The sequence below is a fragment of the Kitasatospora sp. GP82 genome (assembly GCF_029892105.1).
Taxonomy (GTDB): domain Bacteria; phylum Actinomycetota; class Actinomycetes; order Streptomycetales; family Streptomycetaceae; genus Kitasatospora.
The window spans coordinates 70,369-87,718 of the sequence record NZ_JARZAJ010000026.1 but is presented as its reverse complement, the minus strand read 5'-3'; the positions used below and the strand labels follow the sequence as shown (position 1 = coordinate 87,718).

Genomic DNA, 17,350 nt, shown 5'->3' with positions numbered 1-17,350 from the left:
CCGACGAGGGGGCGGCGGCCCTCACGCCCCTGGGATGCCCCGTCCTGACGGGTCACCTACTGGCGGACGCTCCAAGTCGGTTGGGTGTCCCCCGCAGCAGAGCGGATCACTTCCCTACACGGCGCCGACCCCATCCACGTCGTCCCCCTGACCAAGGTTTCTCCCCGCCGCTCCCGCCCCGCACTCGGGTCCCCCCGGCGAGTCGCGCTGTCCGAACCTGCCGCCGGAACCACCACCACGCCATCACACCGCCTCCCCGGCCCCACTCGTGACCGCAGCTCGACTCGCTTAGACCGGTCGTGAGGTGTCTGACAGACAGTCAGGCCACCTCGTGGAGGACTCGTGCGGAATCCGGCGCGCATCGAAACCCGGCAGGCCCCGGCCTCGGAAGCTCACCCAGCGCCAGAAATCGCGACTCCAACCCGCCATGACGTCAGCGGGGCCGTCCAACGCAACCCCGCCATGGCTGAACACCAAGATCAAGAAAGCTGAAGAACAGGCTACGATGTGCCCTCGGGCGGTGCGCACGGCAGGCCTATCGCAGACGGTGCGGGGGCATGGGTGCTGATCGGGGAGCGGATTCGGGCCCTGCGCGTGGAACACGGCTGGTCTCTGTCACAGCTGTCGCAGCTCGTTCACTACAGCAAGAGCTATCTGAGCCGGGTCGAGAACGGTTCCCGCGCGCCGTCCCTCGAACTGGCCCAACTGTGCGACCAGGTCATGGGTACGGACGGTGAGTTGGCCCGGCTGGCCGCGGCGGTACCGCCGGCTCAGGACCGCCGGGAGCCAGCGGCTGCGACGGCTGCGGCTGCGGGGAGCCGCAAGCGGCCCGTCCCCGCTCAGCTCCCCGCCGCCGGGGAGATGTGGGGCCGGCACCGGGAGCTGGCCCGCGTCGAGGCGCTCCTCGCACAGCACCACGGCTCCGCCGTGATCGCAGTCGACGGGATGGGCGGCGTCGGCAAGACCACCTTCGCCGTCTCGCTGGCTCGGCGCCTGAGCCCTTCCTACCCCGACGGGACGCTCTTCGCCGACTTGCAGGCGCACGGCCCGGTCGGCGCCCCGGCGATGCCGGGTGACGTGGCCGCCGGGCTGCTGCGCACCCTTGGGACGGCCCCGGAGGACATAGCCGTCGAGCCGGCCGAGCAGACGGCGCTGCTGCGAAGCGCCCTGGCCGAGCGCCGGGTGATCGTGGTACTCGACGACGCGGCCTCGGCTGCGCAGGTGGCACCGCTACTGCCCGGGACGGGGGGCAGTCTGGTAATGGTCACCAGCAGGCGGCGGCTGATGGGTTTGAGCGTCCGGCACGGCGCGCTTCGCCTGAGCCTGGAGCCGTTGGCCACCGATGAGGCTGTGCTGCTTCTGCGACGGACGCTCGACCGCCGCGCAGTGCCGACCGCGCAGAGCGGATCGGCCGGTCCGACTGCTGCTGAAGCGAGCGGATCCGATGGCGCTGATGCGGTGCTGGCGGCGATCGCGCAGCACTGTGCGTATCTCCCGTTGGCGCTGCAGATCGCGGCCGAGCGTATGGCTGGGCGGGGACCCGCCTTCGCCGCCTCGCTGGCCGAGGAACTGGGGCGCGCGCAGTCGCGGCTGGACGTCCTGGCGATACCGGGAGAGGCCGAGACCGCAGTGCGTTCGGTGTTCGCCTGGTCGTACCGGATGCTTCAGGTCGAACAGGCCCGGGCGTTCCGGCTGTTGGCACTTCATCCGGGCGCCGTGGCAGGGGTGGACGCCGTAGCCGCGCTGCTGGGTGAGTCCTCTGCCGTCGCCTCGCGGCTGCTCGGCGAGCTGCACGCCGCCCATCTGGTGGCGGAGGTCGCGCCGGGCCGTTTCCGGATGCACGACCTGCTGAGGGAGTACGCGATGGAACGTGCCGAGGCCGAGGAGTCCGCGGCGGCGCTCGGCACCTCCACCGGGCGGCTGTTCGCCTGGTATCTGCACTCCGCCGAGGCTGCGGCCGACCAGCTGCTGGGACAGGGGCGCCACCGCGCACCGATCGGCCCTGCGCCCAAGGGCTGCGAGCCCCTGCGCTTCGCGTCCACCGCCGAGGCGCTGCAGTGGTGCGAGAGCGAGCGTGTGAACCTGCTGGCCTGCTCTCGGGCCGCGCATGCGGCAGGAAGCGTGGTGGGTTGGCAACTGCCCTACGCGCTCTGGGGTTTCTTCTTTCTCCGTTACCACCACCACGACCAGCTGGGCGCCGGGTTCATCGCCCGCGCAGCCACCACCGCTGACGGCGGGCCGTTGGCCGAGGCGTGCGCCGAAGTGGTTCTGGCCAGTGCTCGTGCCGGGCTGCGAGAGCACACGGCCGCCGACGGACACTACCGCCGAGCGGTCGACCGATTTGCCGCCGCCGGGGACGCCGTGGGCGAAGGGAGTGTGCTGCTCGGGTACGCCATGTCCTGCATGCGGCAGGGCCGCGCGGCGGAAGCGGCCGGGCACGTGGACCGGGCGCTGGACCTGTTCACAGCCGAGGGCAACACCTGGGGGACGGCGTTGGCCCTGTCCGGGCTCGGCGAGGCGCGACTCGCGCAGGGCCGTCCGGGCACGGCTCTGGCGCCACTGGCCCAGGCACGCGAACTGCACCGCGCACACGGCTCGTTGTGGCTGCAGGCATCGGCCTGGACGCTCACCGGCACCGCGTACCGGGACCTGGGCGAACACACGCGCGCCGAGGAATGCTACCGACAGGCCCTGGAACTCCACGGCCGTACCGGAATGCTCGCCGGCACCGCGCAGGCCCTGCACCAGCTCGGCACCTGCTTGAGCATCCAGGGGAAGCCGCAGCAGGCGCGGCGGGCCTGGCTGCGAGCGTGGGCGATCTACGAAACACTGGGAGATCCCCGCGAACAGGATGTCCGGAACTGTCTCGCCGGGCTCGCACCCTGCCGGGTAGCGGACGACGGCGCCCCGGGGCTGTCGAACCCGCGCAGGCAACGGGCGACCAGGCTCCACGGCTCCCCCTCACGACGAGGCTGACCGGGCTGGAGGGCACAGCACTGCCTGGCGGAGGCACATCCGCACCGCGCACCGCCGTTCGCGAGGGCCGCGCGGTCAGCCCGACCTCCCAGGCCCGCAAACGGTGTTCGCTGCCGAGTCGAGTTAATTCCTGAGCAAGACAAGCAAGTTGAACATGAGGCAGTCGATGGGGTGAGTCGGCTCCTGTCACGGCAACGCCGCCGGCGAGAGCTTCTTCGCCGTGCTGAAGGAGGGGACCGGTACCCGGATCCGGCCGGACCGTGCCACCGTCCGCGCGGAGGTCTTCGCATTCGTCGAGACCTTCTACAGCCGCAGGCGCCTGCGTAAACATCGTTCGAACTGCCCCCGGCAGAGACCGCCGGGGGCAGTCGGTGGAGCAGAACGCCTCCGTGCGCCTCGACGCCCGCGAGGCAGAGCAGAGAGGCCGGGGCGACAATGCCGCTGTTCAGCCCGCTCTCCACCGTGAGCACGGCATCCCGCTGCTCAGCGGTTTCTGGATAGCGGGAGGGAACCGGTAGGTGCGCGGTCGCGTGTAGGGAGTTGGACTGCCTTGTGGCGGGCCGTTCCGTGCGCCTTGTCGGCGGCGAACGTGCCGCCGCCCAGGACGCCGGTGGCCAGCTTGGTGAACGAGCCGGGTCCGTGGCGGACTGGCCCAGGCCCTCGGCAGACTCTTCGAGTACGGCCTGTACGTGTCGGACTGGTACGACGCCTGCGACCTGGCCGACCGCGCCAGGATTCCGGACGGCGGCCTGCCCTGTCCGGCACCGACGACCATCGAGGCGAAGGCCCTGCGGTTCACCTACCGGGAGTTGTTCAGCCTGCAGGCCGCCGCCTACACCCCGACCGACCCATCGACAACGTAGGGGGCCACCTGAGGAGGCATCAGCCACAAGCCCCCGCACCGACCGGCGAGCTGATCCTCACCGCCCTGTCCGAGCTACGGATCAGACCCGGCACCGCCACCAGCCCACCCACCGTCCTGATCACCGAAGGCATCCAAGCTCAACTCCTGGACCTGCTCGACGTTGATCCAACCCGCCCACGCTGGCTGGACACTCGATTCCCCACCTGCGAAAGACAGGCCTAGTCGGGCGCGAATGCGCTGAACCGGCCGGGGCCGTGGACGGACAGGCGGCCGAAGACCTCGCTGAGAGCGGTGTGGCGCTTCTTGAGGTGCCCGTGGCTGTTACGGCTCAGGAGACGGGTGAGTGACACCAGTCGCCGGTTCTCGGCGAGTTCGACCAGGTGGCCCTCCAGGCAGAGCAGGTCGAGTTCGGCGGTGAGGAAGGCGGCGATCGCGTCCTCGGCGCTGGAGACCAGCGGTTCGTCGTGGATGTTGAAGCTGGTGTTGATCAGGACGGGGATGCCGGTGCGTTCCTCGTAGTCGGCAAGGACCTGGTGCAGGAAGGGGTCCTGGTCGCGGCTGACGACCTGGGGGCGTGCGGTGCCGTCGATGTGCACGACGGCGGGTGCCGCGGCCGCGACCGCCCGGCGGACGGGCAGACAGATCGTCATGAACGGCAGGCAGTCACTCACATCGCTGGTCAGCCCGTCGAGGTCGCACACGTCCGGGAGCCGTTCGATCCGCAGCACCGGCGCGAAGGGCATGAACTCGGTGCGTGCGAGCTTGCTGTTCAGGCGGTCGTTCACCCCGGGGTCGGTGGCGGCACTGAGGATGGAGCGCCGGCCCAGAGCCCGTGGACCGAACTCCTGTGCTCCGCGGACCAGCGCGACGGTACGGCCCTGCGCCAGGACCGCCGCGAGGTGGTCGGCCAGCGCGGCGGGTTGCGGCGTCCGGTGGACCACGCCCAGTCGGTCCAGGAGGTCTCCGATGCTGTCGAGGTCGCGGGTCGGAACAGGGCCGACGGCCATGGACGTGGGCCTGACCGTGGGCTTGGCCATGGCGACGGCCAGATCCATGGCCGAGCCGGCGTCCTTCGCGAGGGCGTCGTGGGCGGCGGCTGCGGCTCCGATGCACAGACCGTCGTCACCCATCGGTGGGGCGACGAAGACGGCGGGGAAACCCAGGGAGGCCAGCCGCTGGTTGGCGCGGACGTTGGCGAAGACACCGCCGGACAGGAGGAGCGGAAGGCGTCTGCCGTGTTCGGTGGCGAGCCAGTCGGCGACCGCGAGGAGTTTCTCCTCCAGCAGGTCCTGGGCGGCGCGCGCGATGTCGGAGTCGTCGTAGGGAAGTTCGCTGCGGTACGACCGGGCGAGATAGCGGTTGGTCTCACAGGCCGGTGCCCGCCCCTCCTCCTCAAGGAAGCCGATCCAGTCGTACAACCGGTGCTCGCTGTCCTGGATGCGCCGGTGCAGGTCCCACACCCGCTCGCGGCAGTCGGCACTGGGCCGACCGTGTGCGGCGAGGCCGGTGACCTTGCCCTCGTGGCGGCCCGGGGTGAAGCCGAGCAGCGCGGTCACATCGGAGTACAGCCCGGCCAGCGCCCGGTGTTCGGTCACCGAGGCCGCCGCGAGCCGGGTCACCTCACCGCGTCGGACGTGGTGGACGCCCATGGTGATCGGGCAGGTGTACGCGCCGTAGTCGCAGGTGAGGGCGAACGCCTCCGGATAGCGGGAGAGCACGAGACCGGTGTAGGCGTGCATCGCGTGATGGTCGAAGAAGTGCAGTGGCCGGTCCAGCGATTCGAGGCGCTGGCGCCAGACCGGTGCGAACGGTGCGACGTCCCACCCGGGCGGCACGGGGTGCAACAGCTTCGCGAGGTGCTGATCGGTGGCCAGCCGGTCCGGGCACGGGTCCAGGTACGGGACGCCGATCGCCTCCACCCCGGCCAGGTCGACACCGGCCAGCGCGCAACGGGGGAACCGCCCGTCCTGCTTGATCCGCGAGAACCGTTCCTCGCTGACCGCGTAGGTCAGTTCCCCGGCTTCGTCGAGCAGACAGATCGCACTGTCGTGCATCCCGTTGTAGTTGATCCCCAGGATCCTGCCGGTCCGCAGCGCACGTGAGTGAGGCATACCGTCATGGAAGCAGCTCGGCGGCCCGTTGCAGCGTGGGACACGGCCCGGTGCTCCGCTGCTGCGGCGATGGCGCCTGCGGCTCGTGCCGGACGCCCGGTCAGGCGGGATCCACTGCCCGTCAGCGGTCCGGTCCAGGGCCGCCTCGGCGGCCGGGAGGACGAAACAGGTACCGATGCGCGCAGATTGAAGTCCATCACCGGTCACATTCCCACGTCGCGGCCGGTCATAGCGGTGACGAACGCAAGACTCCGCCGGAGCAGCCCGCACCGGCAGATGCCTGATGCGAGCATTTCCGACGTCCACCGCCTGCCTCGTCGTCACCCTCCTGGCCGCCGCCATGGCGGGCCTCTCGGCCGCCGCCGTCTTCCCCCGCGCCACGTGGGTCGTGCAGCCCCTGGCCGACTACAGCGTCCCCCACGATCACCGAGATCCACGTGATCGCGGAGCCGGACCGCCTCCGTGAAGTCGATCTCGCCGTCCTCGACCACTGACACGACTCCGACGCCCGGCGCCGCCCGGCTCACCCGCCGGTCGGGCTGGATCAGGCGGGAGACATCGTCGGTTCGTCGGCGAGGTAGGGCGGCGCGGGGTCGTACTGGATGTACCGGCGGACCGCGCGTGCGTGCTCGCGTCCGTGGATCCGGCCGATCAGCCACAGGGCCATGTCGATCCCGGCGGAGACACCCTGACTGGTGATCAGGTTTCCGTCGACGACATAGCGGGCGTCGCGGACCACGGTGATGTCACCACGCGACTGCAGGGTGTCCTCGAAGGCATGGTGGGTGGCCACGCGCCGGCCACGGGCAGGGCCGGCCTCGTGCAGCAGGAGGGCGCCGGTGCACACGCTGGTGACCCAAGTGGCCTCGGCGGAGGCCTTGGTGATCCATTCGATCAGTGCGGAGTTGCTCACCTGAAGGCGAGTGCCGTTGCCGCCGGGGACCAGCAGCACGTCCAGTGGCGGACATCTGTCGAGCGTGTGGTCGGGGAGCACCCGCATGCCCTTGTTGCACCGGACCGGGCCGAGGGCCTCGGCTACCAGAACGACGGTGTCGGCATGGTCGCGCAGCATCGAGGAGGCGGTGAACACCTCCCATGGTCCGGCGAAGTCCAGTTCCTCGGCGCCTTCGAAGATCAGCAGCCCGTAGGTCGTCACACGTACTCCTCTGTCGAGTGGTCGGAAGTCAGCAGTCGGTGGATCGGAAGCGGTCACGGTAGTCGGACGGCGCGACGCCGAGGTGGCGATGGAACGCCCGCCGCAGCGTCTCTGCGGTGCCCAGGCCGCATCGCCGGGCGATGGCCGCGACCGGCTCCTCACCCTCGGCCAGAGCGCGCCGGGCTGCCTCGATGCGTACCCGTTCCACGTACTCGGCCGGGGGCACGCCGAGTTCGGCCGTGAACCTTCGCTGGAGGTGGCGAGGGCTCAGTCCGGCGCGGCAGGCCAGGTCACCTATGCGATGCCGGGCACCGGGATCGGCATGGATTGCCGACACGACGCAACGGATCGGGTCACTGGACGGCTGGCTCGACCACAGCGGGACGCTGAACTGCGACTGGCTGCCCGGACGGCGCAGGAACAGCACCAGCTCCTGGGCGATGGCGTGCGCGATGTCCCGCCCGAGATCGTCCTCCACCAGCGCGAGCGCCAGATCCATACCGGCGGTCACCCCGGCCGAGGTCCAGACCCGCCTGTCACGAATGAAGATGGGATCGGTGTCGACGGTCAACTCCGGGTACTCGCACCGAAGTTGGTCGGCGCGACTCCAGTGGCTGGTGACCCGGTGGCCGCCGGCCAACCCGGCGGCCGCGAGCAGGAACACCCCACTGCACACCGACGTCACCCGGCGCGCGGTGGCACCCGCGGCGGCGAGCCAGGCGACCAACTCCGGGTCCACCCGGGCTGCATCGACCCCGCTGCCTCCCACCACCACCAAGGTGTCGATCCCGTCCGGGCTCAGCTCAGCGACGCTGTCGTCAACATATACCTGCAGGCCGCTGTCCGAGCGCACCCGTCCGGCGACGGGGCTGACGATCTGGCAGACGTAGTCGGGACAGCGTCGGCCTGCCTGCTGGAACACCTCGTACGGCCCGGCGAGGTCGAGCGACTGGTACCCCTCAAAGGCCACAAACACGATTCGTCGTTGGTACACGCCTTCATCCTGCGTTCCGGCCAGAACGGCGTCAACGACATGCACCCCACACTTCGCGCCATCGGCCGCCCGCTGGCCGGCGGCAGTCCGACCAGGCAGTTCGTCAAATCCGACGCGAAGTGTCGGCACCTGATCTCAGCGCCCCGTCGCTGGACAACGGTGGCGAGGGGGCAGCGGTACCGGCGGAGGCCCGGTAGCCGGCGGTCGGCAGCACGTCGAGCGAGGCGAGGTGGGTGACCGCTCCGGAGTGGTCGAGGCCCCCGGGCCCGTCGACTGATAGGTGACTGATTCGCCGCCGGACGGCTCCGGCATACCGTCAGGGACGTGACGGGGAGCGAGTGCAGATCCGGCTCCGTCCCCGAGTCTCCCGATCACCCAGGACCACCGGAGGTCGCCATGCCAGCCTACGCCGTCGCCGTCGTCCACCGAGTCGAACACGGCCCCGACATCGTCGAGTACCTCGAGCGGATCGACGCCACCCTGAAGCCCTTCAGCGGCCGCTTCATGGTGCACGGCGGCGAGGTCGAGCCCGTCGAGGGCAGCTGGAAGGGCGATCTGATCGTCATCCGGTTCCCCGACCGCGACCACGTGCGCGGCTGGTACGACTCGCCCGCCTACCAAGCGATCCTCAAACTACGGACCGATCACATGACCGCGGACGTGTTCTTCGCGGACGGCGTACCGGCGGACTACGAAGGCGCAGACAAGCTCCGCAAGTGAAGCGGCCTCGGGCCGGAAACCGACGGCGTCCGCTGGGGCCGCCTTGCTCGCCACCGGACGCCCCTTTCGCGGCCGGACGTCCATGGTCCACCCCGCAGGGCGCATCGGGCACGCGGCCGTGCGGGTGGCACACGGCGGCCGGGCGGGTGACTGCCCCACCGCGCCTGCCGCAGAAGCCGACGGACGGTGTGCATGGGTGGAAGGGCGGCGCTGCGGCGCCCCGTCCCTGTCGCCAAAGGTATGGAGTACCCGTGCCAACCTGCCCGTCACTGCCCCGGTCCACCGTGAAACTGCTGCTCCTGCTGCTGTGCATGTTCGGCATTCCGGCCGGGCTTGCTCCTCGCGCGTTCGCCGCACCCGGCCACCGCAGTGCCCTCGCAGGCGCTCGGGTGGCGGACGGTGCGGGGGGCGTGGACTGGGACCGCATCGCCCGGTGCGAGAGCAGCGGACGCTGGAACACCAACACGGGCAACGGGTTCTACGGCGGCCTGCAGTTCGACCAGGGCACCTGGCGCGCCAACGGCGGCCTGGCCCATGCCCCGCGCGCCGACCTCGCCACGCGCGAGGACCAGATCGCCGTCGCCGAAAACCTCGCCGGACGGCACGGCCTCGCCCCCTGGCCCGTGTGCGGGACCCACGCCCACCACGCCGGCACACACCCGACCGGCGCAGTCGGCCACCACCGGTACACGGGAGCGGCACACACCACTCCCCCAATCGCCGACGCCCCGCAGGCCGACGACACCGGCACCGACAGCACTGGCACCGACGGCACCGACAGTCGGACGGTCCAGGAGAACGACACCCTCAGCGCCATCGCCGACAGCGAACACGTTCCAGGTGGATGGGAAGCCCTCTACCAACTCAACCGCACGACCATCGGCGAAGATCCCGACCTCCTCCTCCCCGGCCAGATCCTGCACCTGCCCGCATGACAGACCGTCAGGTCGGTGCAGAAGCAGGCACTGGCAACGGCCGAGGTGTTGATGGGATGCCGGACCGTCCACAGCTCCGCGGATCGCATGCTGGAGTCTCAACGCGCCGGGCGAGATGTTCATCGAGTGTGTGGAACTCACCTCGCCCCGTAATGTCAGCAGCGCAGGGCGCTGTTCAAGTGAATTGGCGGATCGGATCGTTCTCACACGGTGGGAACCAGGAAAGCTCCGCCGAAGGAATTCCGAATGAACCTGAGGATCCGTTCAGGACGGATTCTTCCGGCACATCGGTCAACGGACTTCAGCAGTTTCAGAATTGACTTATCATGAACTGATGCACCTTCTGATGGTCGAAGACGAGGAACGACTCGCGCAGTCCCTCAGCCAGGGCCTGATAGCCACACTGCGCCGCAAGCTGGACCGGGCCGGTACACGCTGCCCGATCGAGACCGTCCGCGGCATCGGCTACCGGCCGGCTCCCCGTGCGAACTGACCGGCCGCTGCTGGGGCGGCTGATCCCCGGGGTGCGGATGCGGGCCGCGCTCGCCGCACTGGCGGCCTCGGCGCTGGCCTTCGGCGTGGCGGCCTTCTGGGTCGGCCGCGCCGTGCACGGCGACCTGGAGCGCAAGGCCAGCAACCGGGCGTTCACGGCGATGGAGAATGTGTGGGCCAAGATCCCGAAAGGCCCCGACGAGGCGTACCAGGACGCGACGTTCGTGGTGATGACCCGGGACGGGCGCTGGCTGCGCTCCAACAAGCTGAACGAGGTCTATCAGCATCAGGGCTACGGCGTGGGCCTGGTGCCGATCGACCCGGAGGAGGACCGGCGCAACATCGAGTACGACCTCGCCCACCGGAGCCACAGCCTGTTCAACCCGGTCACGCTGCACTTCCCGGCCGGGATGGCTCCCGACCGGGACTCGGTGTTGTTGAAGGGGCGGTCGGTGCAGTTCCACCGGGCGCTCACCGCGTCGTACAACAGCACGCAGCTGGAGCAGTACTCCGGCGTCAGCGGGCTGCCCGCCCAGCGGCTCACCGTCTACGTGATGATCGACCCGCAGGAGGCCGACCAGGCCGCCGCCACGGTCACCCGGGTCCTGGGCTGGTACCTGGCTCCCGGCGCCTCGCTCTTCGTCGCACTGATGGCCTGGCTGGCCACCGGGCTGGCGCTGCGCCCGGTGGAGTCGATCCGGTGGCGGATGGCCGAGATCGGCGACGGCGCCTACCACCAGCGGGTCCCGGTGCCCAGGGCGCGGGACGGGATCGCCCGGCTGGCGGTCACCACCAACGTCACGCTCGGCAAGCTGGAGCGGGCGCTGGCCGAGCAGCGCCGGCTGGTCGCGGACGCCTCGCACGAGCTGCGCAGCCCGCTCGCCGCCCTGCGCAGCACACTGGAGGTCCCGCTGGCGCACCCGGCGCAGGCCGACTGGCCCGCGGTGGTGGCCGGCGCGCTGACCGACACCGAACGCCTCCAGGAACTCGCCGACGACCTGCTGCTGCTCGCCCGCACCGAGGCGGCCACCGCCGACGGCACCGTCGAGCTGCACGACCTGATCACCGAACAGCTCGCCGAACGCACCCACACCGACCCCGGCCTCGCCTTCCGCTTCGAGCCGGCCGAGGCCACCGTGCCCGGGCGGGAGGTGCTGGTCGGCCGGATCCTGCGCAACCTGCTGGACAACGCGGCCCAGCACACGGCGACCGCCGTCACCGTCCGGCTGCGTACCGCCGACGGCTGGGCCGAGCTGACCGTGGACGACGACGGACCCGGCATCCCCCCCGAGGATCGCGAGCGGGTCTTCGACCGCTTCGTCCGCCTGGACACCGACCGCAACCGGGCCACCGGCGGCGCCGGCCTGGGCCTCGCGCTGGTGCGCACCATCGCCCGCTCGCTGGGCGGCAGCGCGGCGGCGGAGGAGCCGCCGGGCGGAGACGGGGGGCATCTGGTGGTACGGCTGCCACTGGCCGGTTAAAGCCCCTCGCGGGTCGGCCTCCGGGAAGGAGCGGACCGGGGCCCGCCTCGTCGCGTGCCAAGCGGTGAGCGCCCACGCCAACGGCCCGGCCCGCTCACGCGCCACCCCCCGCCACGGTGTCGGGCCGGCCCGACTGGCGGCCCCGTGCGCGGTCGGACGAACTGGTGACCGTCAACCTTCGGTGCGATCGGCCCACTTCGCCGAGAAAGGGCAACGCGCGCAGGATGCCTCCGGACAGCGCGACAGGCGGACCGCCGATCTCGGCTTGGCGGTGCTGGGCGGCAGCGATGGCCGCCTGGCCCTGGGGTCCAACCGCCCCGGCCTCGGCGTCGCGGCAGATCCACCGGCACGATGGCCGGCGGTAGGCACCCGAACGTTCGGTCAACACTGTGGTAGCCATGCGTAGATGTGTCATGTACGCTGCGTGCTGCTGGCATGGAACGACGCTAGGGCCCGGCCGTCGCCCCGTGGGGGGAGCGCCGACCGGACCCTGTTGCCCAGCTGAGGCCCGGTTGCTGCTCCGTGGGGGGAGTACCGACCGGGCCTGCCAGCTGTATACCCGGTGAGACGGACCTGCTTGCATGACAAATGCCTGCCTCCTGGCCGGCTTTGTGCCCATCCGTCCAGCAACCGCGGTGCCGGCTGCGACCGACCGGGGCCGGTGGCCTCGCCGTGGCGCACTGCCGAGCACTTCGTGCCATTGGTCACGGTGAGAACCGGATGCGGCCTGACGACCAACCAGGCCGAGCAGGACGCGCTCACGGCACCTCTCGACAACTGCTCCCGCCCCGGCGGTGGCCGCACCGCCGAACCGGATCCCACGACGCCCCAGAACGGCTGACACGACACATCCGGTCGCCGACAGGACATCGATGTGAAAACTTGGATATCAGGCGAAACGTATCGCAGAGAGCAGAGAGAGGAGAGGTCATGTCATCGAAGCGACGCCGTAAGAAGAAGACACGTCGCAAGAGCGCCGCCAACCACGGTCGACGGCCCCAGTGCTGAACGAGGACACTGCACCGTACGTGGACCGACAGGTCCGTGGCGTCGTACCGCCCGGCACACCGAACCGTCAGGTCAACGGCGGCCGCGAACACGGGGCCGCAGGCACGATGCGGGCTGCCGAAACGAGGCGGCACCGTTGACCGGCCATGGTGTGTGCTGGGGTCCGTGGAGTCGACGTGGGGTATCGAGGGATGGCAGCCGAGGTGGCGCAGCTTCCGCAGGTAGGCGGCCTCTTCGGGGTCGAGCGGAGGGTCGACGCTGATACGGCCGGTGAACTCGGTGCGATAGCCCGTGCTGTGACTCCTCGAGTGGTCGGCCACAGGAAGCGACCGCGGGCAGGTCGGACAGGTACCGCGCGCCGGCGGCCAACGGCGCGCTCCGCCACCGAGTTCCTTGCCGCCCAACAGGGCGCGACGGCTTGCGAGTTGCTCCCGACGACTTCGGCTCCGGTCCCGAGCAGCTCGGAGTTTCACACTGAGCTGCTCGGTAAGACCGTCAGGCCCTCGCCGGTACACCCCGAGGTGCCCGGCTGAACCACGGGTGAACGGAGGCAACTAGGGTTCTGGGATGCGTATGTATCTCTCCTCCTTTCGATTGGGCGACAGTCCGGACAGGCTGCTCTCGCTGCTGGACGGGCGGGGCCCGGCCGAGATCGCCGTGATCGCAAACGCCATGGACGCCCAGCCCGAGCACGAACGGCTGGCCGGCGTGGAGCGCGAGGTCGACGCGCTCACCGCGCTGGGGTTGCGGCCGACCGAACTCGACCTGCGCGAGTTCTTCGGCCGGCCCACGGACGCCGTCCAGACCGCACTCGCCCGGTTCCCTGCGGTCTGGCTCCGCGGCGGCAACGTGTTCATGCTCCGATACGCTCTCGCCCGCAGCGGCGCGGACGCGGCGCTGACCGAGCTGCTGCGACGGGACGCGGTGGTCTACGCCGGCTACAGCGCCGGCCCGTGCGTGCTCGCTCCCAGTCTGCACGGACTGGACTACTGCGACGATCCGCAGGTGGTCCCCGAGACCTACGGCGACCCGGTGGTCTGGGAAGGACTGGGCATCCTCGACCAGGCCGTGGTGCCCCATGTCGACTCCCCCGGCCACCCGGAGACGGAGGCTCTCGGTGTCGTCGCCGCAGGCTACCGTGCGGACGGCACCCCACACCTCACCCTGCGGGACGGGCAGGCTCTCGTGATCGACGGCGAGGACACACGCATCCACTGAGCGGCAGCCTGCCGACGACAGGCGTCGACGTATCTGCCGGACGTCGCGATCTGAGGAGCGGGACCGTCTCGGCGAAGAGACGCCGACCGGGTCGGCCCACGACCGGCCGGGCAGCGCATGGGCGGGCAACGCATGGGCGGGTCCGTGCCCGGTGTGCGGGGCTCGCCTCCTGAGTTCGGCGCGCGTGATCGGGGCGGAGCTGGTCTGCTGGTTCGAGGGGCTGTCGTACCCGTAGCCCGGGGAGATCCAGATGAGCAGCTATCGAGTCGCCCAGGTCGCCGCCGTCGGCGAGCCGTTCGAGATCGTCGAGCGTGAGGTGCCGCGGCCAGGGCCCGGCCAGGTACGGATTGCCGTGGACGCCTGCGGGATCTGCCACAGCGACAGCGCCTTCGTGGACGCCCTGTTCCCGGGCGTACGGTTTCCGCTGGTCCCCGGGCACGAGATCGCCGGGCGCATCGAGGAGCTCGGCGAGGGAACGCAGGACGGCTGGCAGGTGGGCGACCGGGTCGCGGTGGGCTGGTTCGGCGGCAGTTGCCACCACTGCACGCCCTGCCGACAGGGCGACTTCGTCGTGTGCGAGAACCTGAAGGTCCCCGGGTGGGCGTACGACGGGGGCTACGCCGAGGCCGTGATCGCGCCGGCCGACGCCCTGGCCCGGATCCCCGACACGCTGGCGGCGACCGACGCGGCGCCCATGGCCTGTGCGGGGGTGACCACCTACAACGGGCTGCGGCGCAGCTCCGCCCGGCCGGGTGACCTGGTCGCCGTTCTCGGTATCGGTGGCCTGGGCCATCTGGGAGTGCAGTACGCGGCCGCGATGGGTCTGGAGACCGTGGCCATCGCCCGTGGGGCCGGCAAGGCCGACTTCGCCAGGCAGCTAGGCGCGCACCACTACATCGACAGCACCGGGGACACCCCCGTCGGGGACGCGCTGCGGTCCCTCGGCGGCGCCAAGGTCGTCCTGGCCACCGCCGCCAACTCCGCTGCCATCACGGCGACCGTGGACGGGCTGGCCCACCGCGGCGAGCTGGTGGTCATCGGCGCGGACCCCGCCCCGCTGGGCATCAGCCCGACCCAGCTCCTCATGCGCGGCATGATCGTCCGCGGCCACCCGTCCGGTACCGCACAGGACGTACAGGACACCATGGCGTTCAGCGCCCTGCACGGGATCCGCCCGATGGTCGAGATCGTGCCGCTGGAGCAGACCGACGAGGCTTACCAGAAGATGCTCTCCGGCGGCGCACGCTTCCGGATGGTGCTCGCCATCCGCTGAGGTCGCACCTGCCGATTGATCATCCGCCCGGTTCAGAGCGTATGCCGGCGCTCGTGAGGGTCCCGCCGACTCGATCTCGTCAACGGCCGATCATCCGGGTGCTTTATCGCGAACTTGAGCGCGCGGTAGCCACCGGTGGAGTCGCCCATCACCGCCCAGCCGTGCACGTAGTCCTTGCCGAGCGTCTGCACGCCCAGCGGCTTGCCGTCACCGGCGAGCTTGTCCTGGATCGTGACCGAGCCGTCCTGGCCGGCGCCCAGCAGTTCCGCCCAACTGCTGTAGAAGGAGCCGTAGTTATTGGCGACCAGGGCCAGGGTGCAGACCACCGCGAGCTGGGTGCCGAGGATGGTGGCGATCCGGCCGAGCACGGCCGCCCAGCCGCGCTTGGCGAGCCTCGGCCAGAGCCGGACCGTCCCGGCCATCATGAGCAGCGAGACCAGTACGGAGAGCGCCAGCACCGTCGGCATGGTCAGACCGGTCAGTGAGGATTGTCGTAGCTGCTCGGTAGTGTCACGTCCCTTGTAGATCCCGAAGCGTAAGGATGGCCACGGTGAGCGGAAACGACACGCGCCAGGTCGGTATCCACCTGTTCGACCAGTGGACGGCGATGTGGAACCTCAACCTGGATCTGGCCGAGAAGATCATGGCACCGGAGTTCACACTGCGCTATGCCCAGGCGGGCGCGGATGGAGCGCACGGTACGCGGTCGGCCGCCGCGCTTGGGCCGGGACCGGGTGGTGTGGCGGCGGGCGATCAGGTCACGGTGCCATCGAAGAACGGTGTCCGGCCGTACCAGCAAGCGCATCCGATGCAGCGCGTGCGCCGGCAGCCGGTGCAGCAGGGCTGCCGGGAAGACCCGGTCGCTCGCCTCGAACCGTACCCGCTGTCCGCTCAGCTGCCGCTCCAGCACGGTGATCTGATGGCGCAGGGCCAGGATCTCCACGTCCTGGCGGCGGGGTTTCAGCCTTGGGCCAGGGTGCAGGGTCGGCTGTTCCCGTCTTCGGCCCCCCGTTAGCGGCCGTCAGGCTTGGGGATGAGGCCAATCGGCTACCAGGCCGGCGAGTACCGCCTCGCTCAGGGCGTGCACCGCGGACTTCGGGCGGAGCATCACGGTGAACTCCTTGACCCGGCCCGTCTCGTCGAACCCGCACCCCGGACGACAGCCGGGAGCGCCGCCCCCGCACAGGTCAGGACTTCGCCCCGGGTCCAGCGGCACCGCGTGGTAGCCGCTCCGCGCGCACCGTCCCCGCGACACCGAGAAGCCGCCGAACTCCTCGGGATTCCGCCGGACAAGGTGCCAACCGGCAACGCTCAGATCGTCCACATTGGCCCGCCATTGCTGGCGCCGTTGTTGATATGGCGGGAGGGCCTGCCCTGCCGACGCCCGTGCGCTGCGCGCGCGACCTGGGCATTTCGGCAGTCATGTCAATCGACAGTGATGCCATTGGGGCTATCTTGACGGTATGACTGGATCCGACGGTGCCGCCCCCCTTGGCCTGCGGGAGCGCAAGAAAGCCAAGACCCGGCGGGAGCTGCGCTCCGTGGCGGCGCGTCTGTTCGCGGAGCGGGGCTTCGCCGAGACGACGGTCGCGGAGATCGTGGAGGCCGCAGGGGTGTCCCCGCGGACCTTCTTCCGCTATTTCGACAGTAAGGAAGACCTTCTTCTGCCGGACATGGCGGAGTGGTTCGACAGCTTTGAACTGGCGCTGGAGCGCCGACCGCGGGAGGAGCCCGTGCTCGCGGCGGTGCGCGAGGCCATGCTCGCCGCGGTCGCGACCGCCCCGCGGACCACTCTCGTCGCCCTGGTCCATCCGTTCGAGGGCGCCGAGGCCGTCATCACTGACCGGCTGGTGCGTGCCTTCGCCGAATTCGAGGAGCGCCTCGCGCGGTTGCTGGTGGATCGGTTGGCGCCGGGGCCGGATGTTGATCTACGGGCGGCGGTGATCGCGAACGCGGCCCTGTCGGCGGTCCGGGCGGTGATCCGCACGGTGCGCCGGCGACGTGAGACCGAGGACATGCCGGTCGGCACGTTCGCCCGGCTGCTGCCGACTGCGTTCGCCGCTCTGGCCGAGGCTGGCGCGGAGCTCTGAAGACGGGGCCCGCAGCGCCCCGCCTTCAGAA

General features: G+C 70.5%; 14 protein-coding genes and 1 pseudogene. 10 read left to right on the top strand and 5 right to left on the bottom strand.

All coding sequences use genetic code 11. From position 1 onward, the window contains the following. The first annotated feature begins 561 nt into the window (after positions 1 to 561). Both P3T39_RS25255 and P3T39_RS25250 read left to right on the top strand, forming a co-directional pair. Entirely contained in the window at positions 562 to 2,976 is a 2,415-nt protein-coding gene (locus P3T39_RS25255) for a helix-turn-helix domain-containing protein (RefSeq protein ID WP_280701224.1), read from the top strand. A 689-nt stretch (positions 2,977 to 3,665) separates the two neighbouring features. Then, on the top strand, positions 3,666 to 3,839 hold the full coding sequence (locus P3T39_RS25250) for a hypothetical protein (RefSeq protein ID WP_280701223.1): 174 nt from the start codon (positions 3,666 to 3,668) through the stop codon (positions 3,837 to 3,839). Between the two features lie 220 nt (positions 3,840 to 4,059). Here the strand turns inward: P3T39_RS25250 and P3T39_RS25245 are convergent, their stop codons facing one another. The 3 genes from P3T39_RS25245 to P3T39_RS25230 form a co-directional block, all read right to left on the bottom strand. After that, entirely contained in the window at positions 4,060 to 5,952 is a 1,893-nt protein-coding gene (locus P3T39_RS25245; protein WP_280701222.1) for a carbamoyltransferase C-terminal domain-containing protein, read from the bottom strand. Positions 5,953 to 6,496: 544 nt separating this feature from the next. After that, positions 6,497 to 7,108 (bottom strand): DJ-1/PfpI family protein, encoded by a 612-nt coding sequence (locus tag P3T39_RS25235; protein ID WP_280701221.1) that lies wholly within the window; start codon positions 7,106 to 7,108, stop codon positions 6,497 to 6,499. A gap of 28 nt (positions 7,109 to 7,136) precedes the next feature. Next, on the bottom strand, positions 7,137 to 8,102 hold the full coding sequence (locus P3T39_RS25230) for a DJ-1/PfpI family protein (RefSeq protein ID WP_280701220.1): 966 nt from the start codon (positions 8,100 to 8,102) through the stop codon (positions 7,137 to 7,139). A 396-nt stretch (positions 8,103 to 8,498) separates the two neighbouring features. Here P3T39_RS25230 and P3T39_RS25225 point away from each other — a divergent pair, with 396 nt between their 5' ends. The 6 genes from P3T39_RS25225 to P3T39_RS25200 all read left to right on the top strand — a co-directional run bounded on the left by P3T39_RS25225 (position 8,499) and on the right by P3T39_RS25200 (position 15,229). Next, positions 8,499 to 8,822 carry a DUF1330 domain-containing protein gene (locus P3T39_RS25225; RefSeq protein ID WP_280701219.1) on the top strand — a complete coding sequence of 108 codons (324 nt, stop codon included), beginning with the start codon at positions 8,499 to 8,501 and terminating at the stop codon, positions 8,820 to 8,822. 284 nt (positions 8,823 to 9,106) lie between these two features. After that, positions 9,107 to 9,757 (top strand): transglycosylase family protein, encoded by a 651-nt coding sequence (locus P3T39_RS25220; RefSeq protein WP_280701218.1) that lies wholly within the window; start codon positions 9,107 to 9,109, stop codon positions 9,755 to 9,757. 334 nt (positions 9,758 to 10,091) lie between these two features. Further along, positions 10,092 to 10,250 (top strand): hypothetical protein, encoded by a 159-nt coding sequence (locus tag P3T39_RS25215; protein ID WP_280701217.1) that lies wholly within the window; start codon positions 10,092 to 10,094, stop codon positions 10,248 to 10,250. After that, entirely contained in the window at positions 10,240 to 11,730 is a 1,491-nt protein-coding gene (locus tag P3T39_RS25210; protein WP_280701216.1) for a HAMP domain-containing sensor histidine kinase, read from the top strand. The genes P3T39_RS25215 and P3T39_RS25210 overlap by 11 nt, the downstream gene beginning before the upstream one ends. A 1,575-nt stretch (positions 11,731 to 13,305) precedes the next feature. Continuing rightward, positions 13,306 to 13,956, top strand: a complete 651-nt coding sequence (locus tag P3T39_RS25205; protein WP_280701215.1) for a Type 1 glutamine amidotransferase-like domain-containing protein — start codon at positions 13,306 to 13,308, stop codon at positions 13,954 to 13,956. 250 nt (positions 13,957 to 14,206) lie between these two features. After that, positions 14,207 to 15,229 (top strand): alcohol dehydrogenase, encoded by a 1,023-nt coding sequence (locus tag P3T39_RS25200; protein WP_280701214.1) that lies wholly within the window; start codon positions 14,207 to 14,209, stop codon positions 15,227 to 15,229. 32 nt (positions 15,230 to 15,261) lie between these two features. On the opposite strand, the gene P3T39_RS25195 is transcribed toward P3T39_RS25200, so the two are convergent. Then, positions 15,262 to 15,696, bottom strand: a complete 435-nt coding sequence (locus P3T39_RS25195; RefSeq protein WP_280701213.1) for a hypothetical protein — start codon at positions 15,694 to 15,696, stop codon at positions 15,262 to 15,264. 74 nt (positions 15,697 to 15,770) lie between these two features. Here P3T39_RS25195 and P3T39_RS25190 point away from each other — a divergent pair, with 74 nt between their 5' ends. Continuing rightward, on the top strand, positions 15,771 to 16,244 hold the full coding sequence (locus P3T39_RS25190; protein WP_280701212.1) for a hypothetical protein: 474 nt from the start codon (positions 15,771 to 15,773) through the stop codon (positions 16,242 to 16,244). Positions 16,245 to 16,250: 6 nt separating this feature from the next. On the opposite strand, the pseudogene P3T39_RS25185 reads toward P3T39_RS25190, so the two are convergent. Then, a pseudogene (locus tag P3T39_RS25185) lies at positions 16,251 to 16,373 on the bottom strand (nuclear transport factor 2 family protein); the annotation flags it as partial. Between the two features lie 319 nt (positions 16,374 to 16,692). Between P3T39_RS25185 and P3T39_RS25180 the strand changes: the two are divergent. Continuing rightward, positions 16,693 to 17,319 carry a TetR family transcriptional regulator gene (locus P3T39_RS25180; RefSeq protein ID WP_280701211.1) on the top strand — a complete coding sequence of 209 codons (627 nt, stop codon included), beginning with the start codon at positions 16,693 to 16,695 and terminating at the stop codon, positions 17,317 to 17,319. Positions 17,320 to 17,350: the final 31 nt, after the last annotated feature.

Excerpts from the sequence above, each read along its gene's own strand:
- P3T39_RS25215 (WP_280701217.1), top strand. The coding sequence starts at position 10,092 with ATGCACCTTCTGATGGTCGAAGACGAGGAACGACTCGCGCAGTCCCTC.
- P3T39_RS25205 (WP_280701215.1), top strand. The coding sequence starts at position 13,306 with ATGCGTATGTATCTCTCCTCCTTTCGATTGGGCGACAGTCCGGACAGG.
- P3T39_RS25225 (WP_280701219.1), top strand. The coding sequence starts at position 8,499 with ATGCCAGCCTACGCCGTCGCCGTCGTCCACCGAGTCGAACACGGCCCC.
- P3T39_RS25195 (WP_280701213.1), bottom strand. The coding sequence starts at position 15,696 with ATGCCGACGGTGCTGGCGCTCTCCGTACTGGTCTCGCTGCTCATGATG.
- P3T39_RS25190 (WP_280701212.1), top strand. The coding sequence starts at position 15,771 with ATGGCCACGGTGAGCGGAAACGACACGCGCCAGGTCGGTATCCACCTG.
- P3T39_RS25180 (WP_280701211.1), top strand. The coding sequence starts at position 16,693 with ATGACTGGATCCGACGGTGCCGCCCCCCTTGGCCTGCGGGAGCGCAAG.
- P3T39_RS25245 (WP_280701222.1), bottom strand. The coding sequence starts at position 5,952 with ATGCCTCACTCACGTGCGCTGCGGACCGGCAGGATCCTGGGGATCAAC.
- P3T39_RS25200 (WP_280701214.1), top strand. The coding sequence starts at position 14,207 with ATGAGCAGCTATCGAGTCGCCCAGGTCGCCGCCGTCGGCGAGCCGTTC.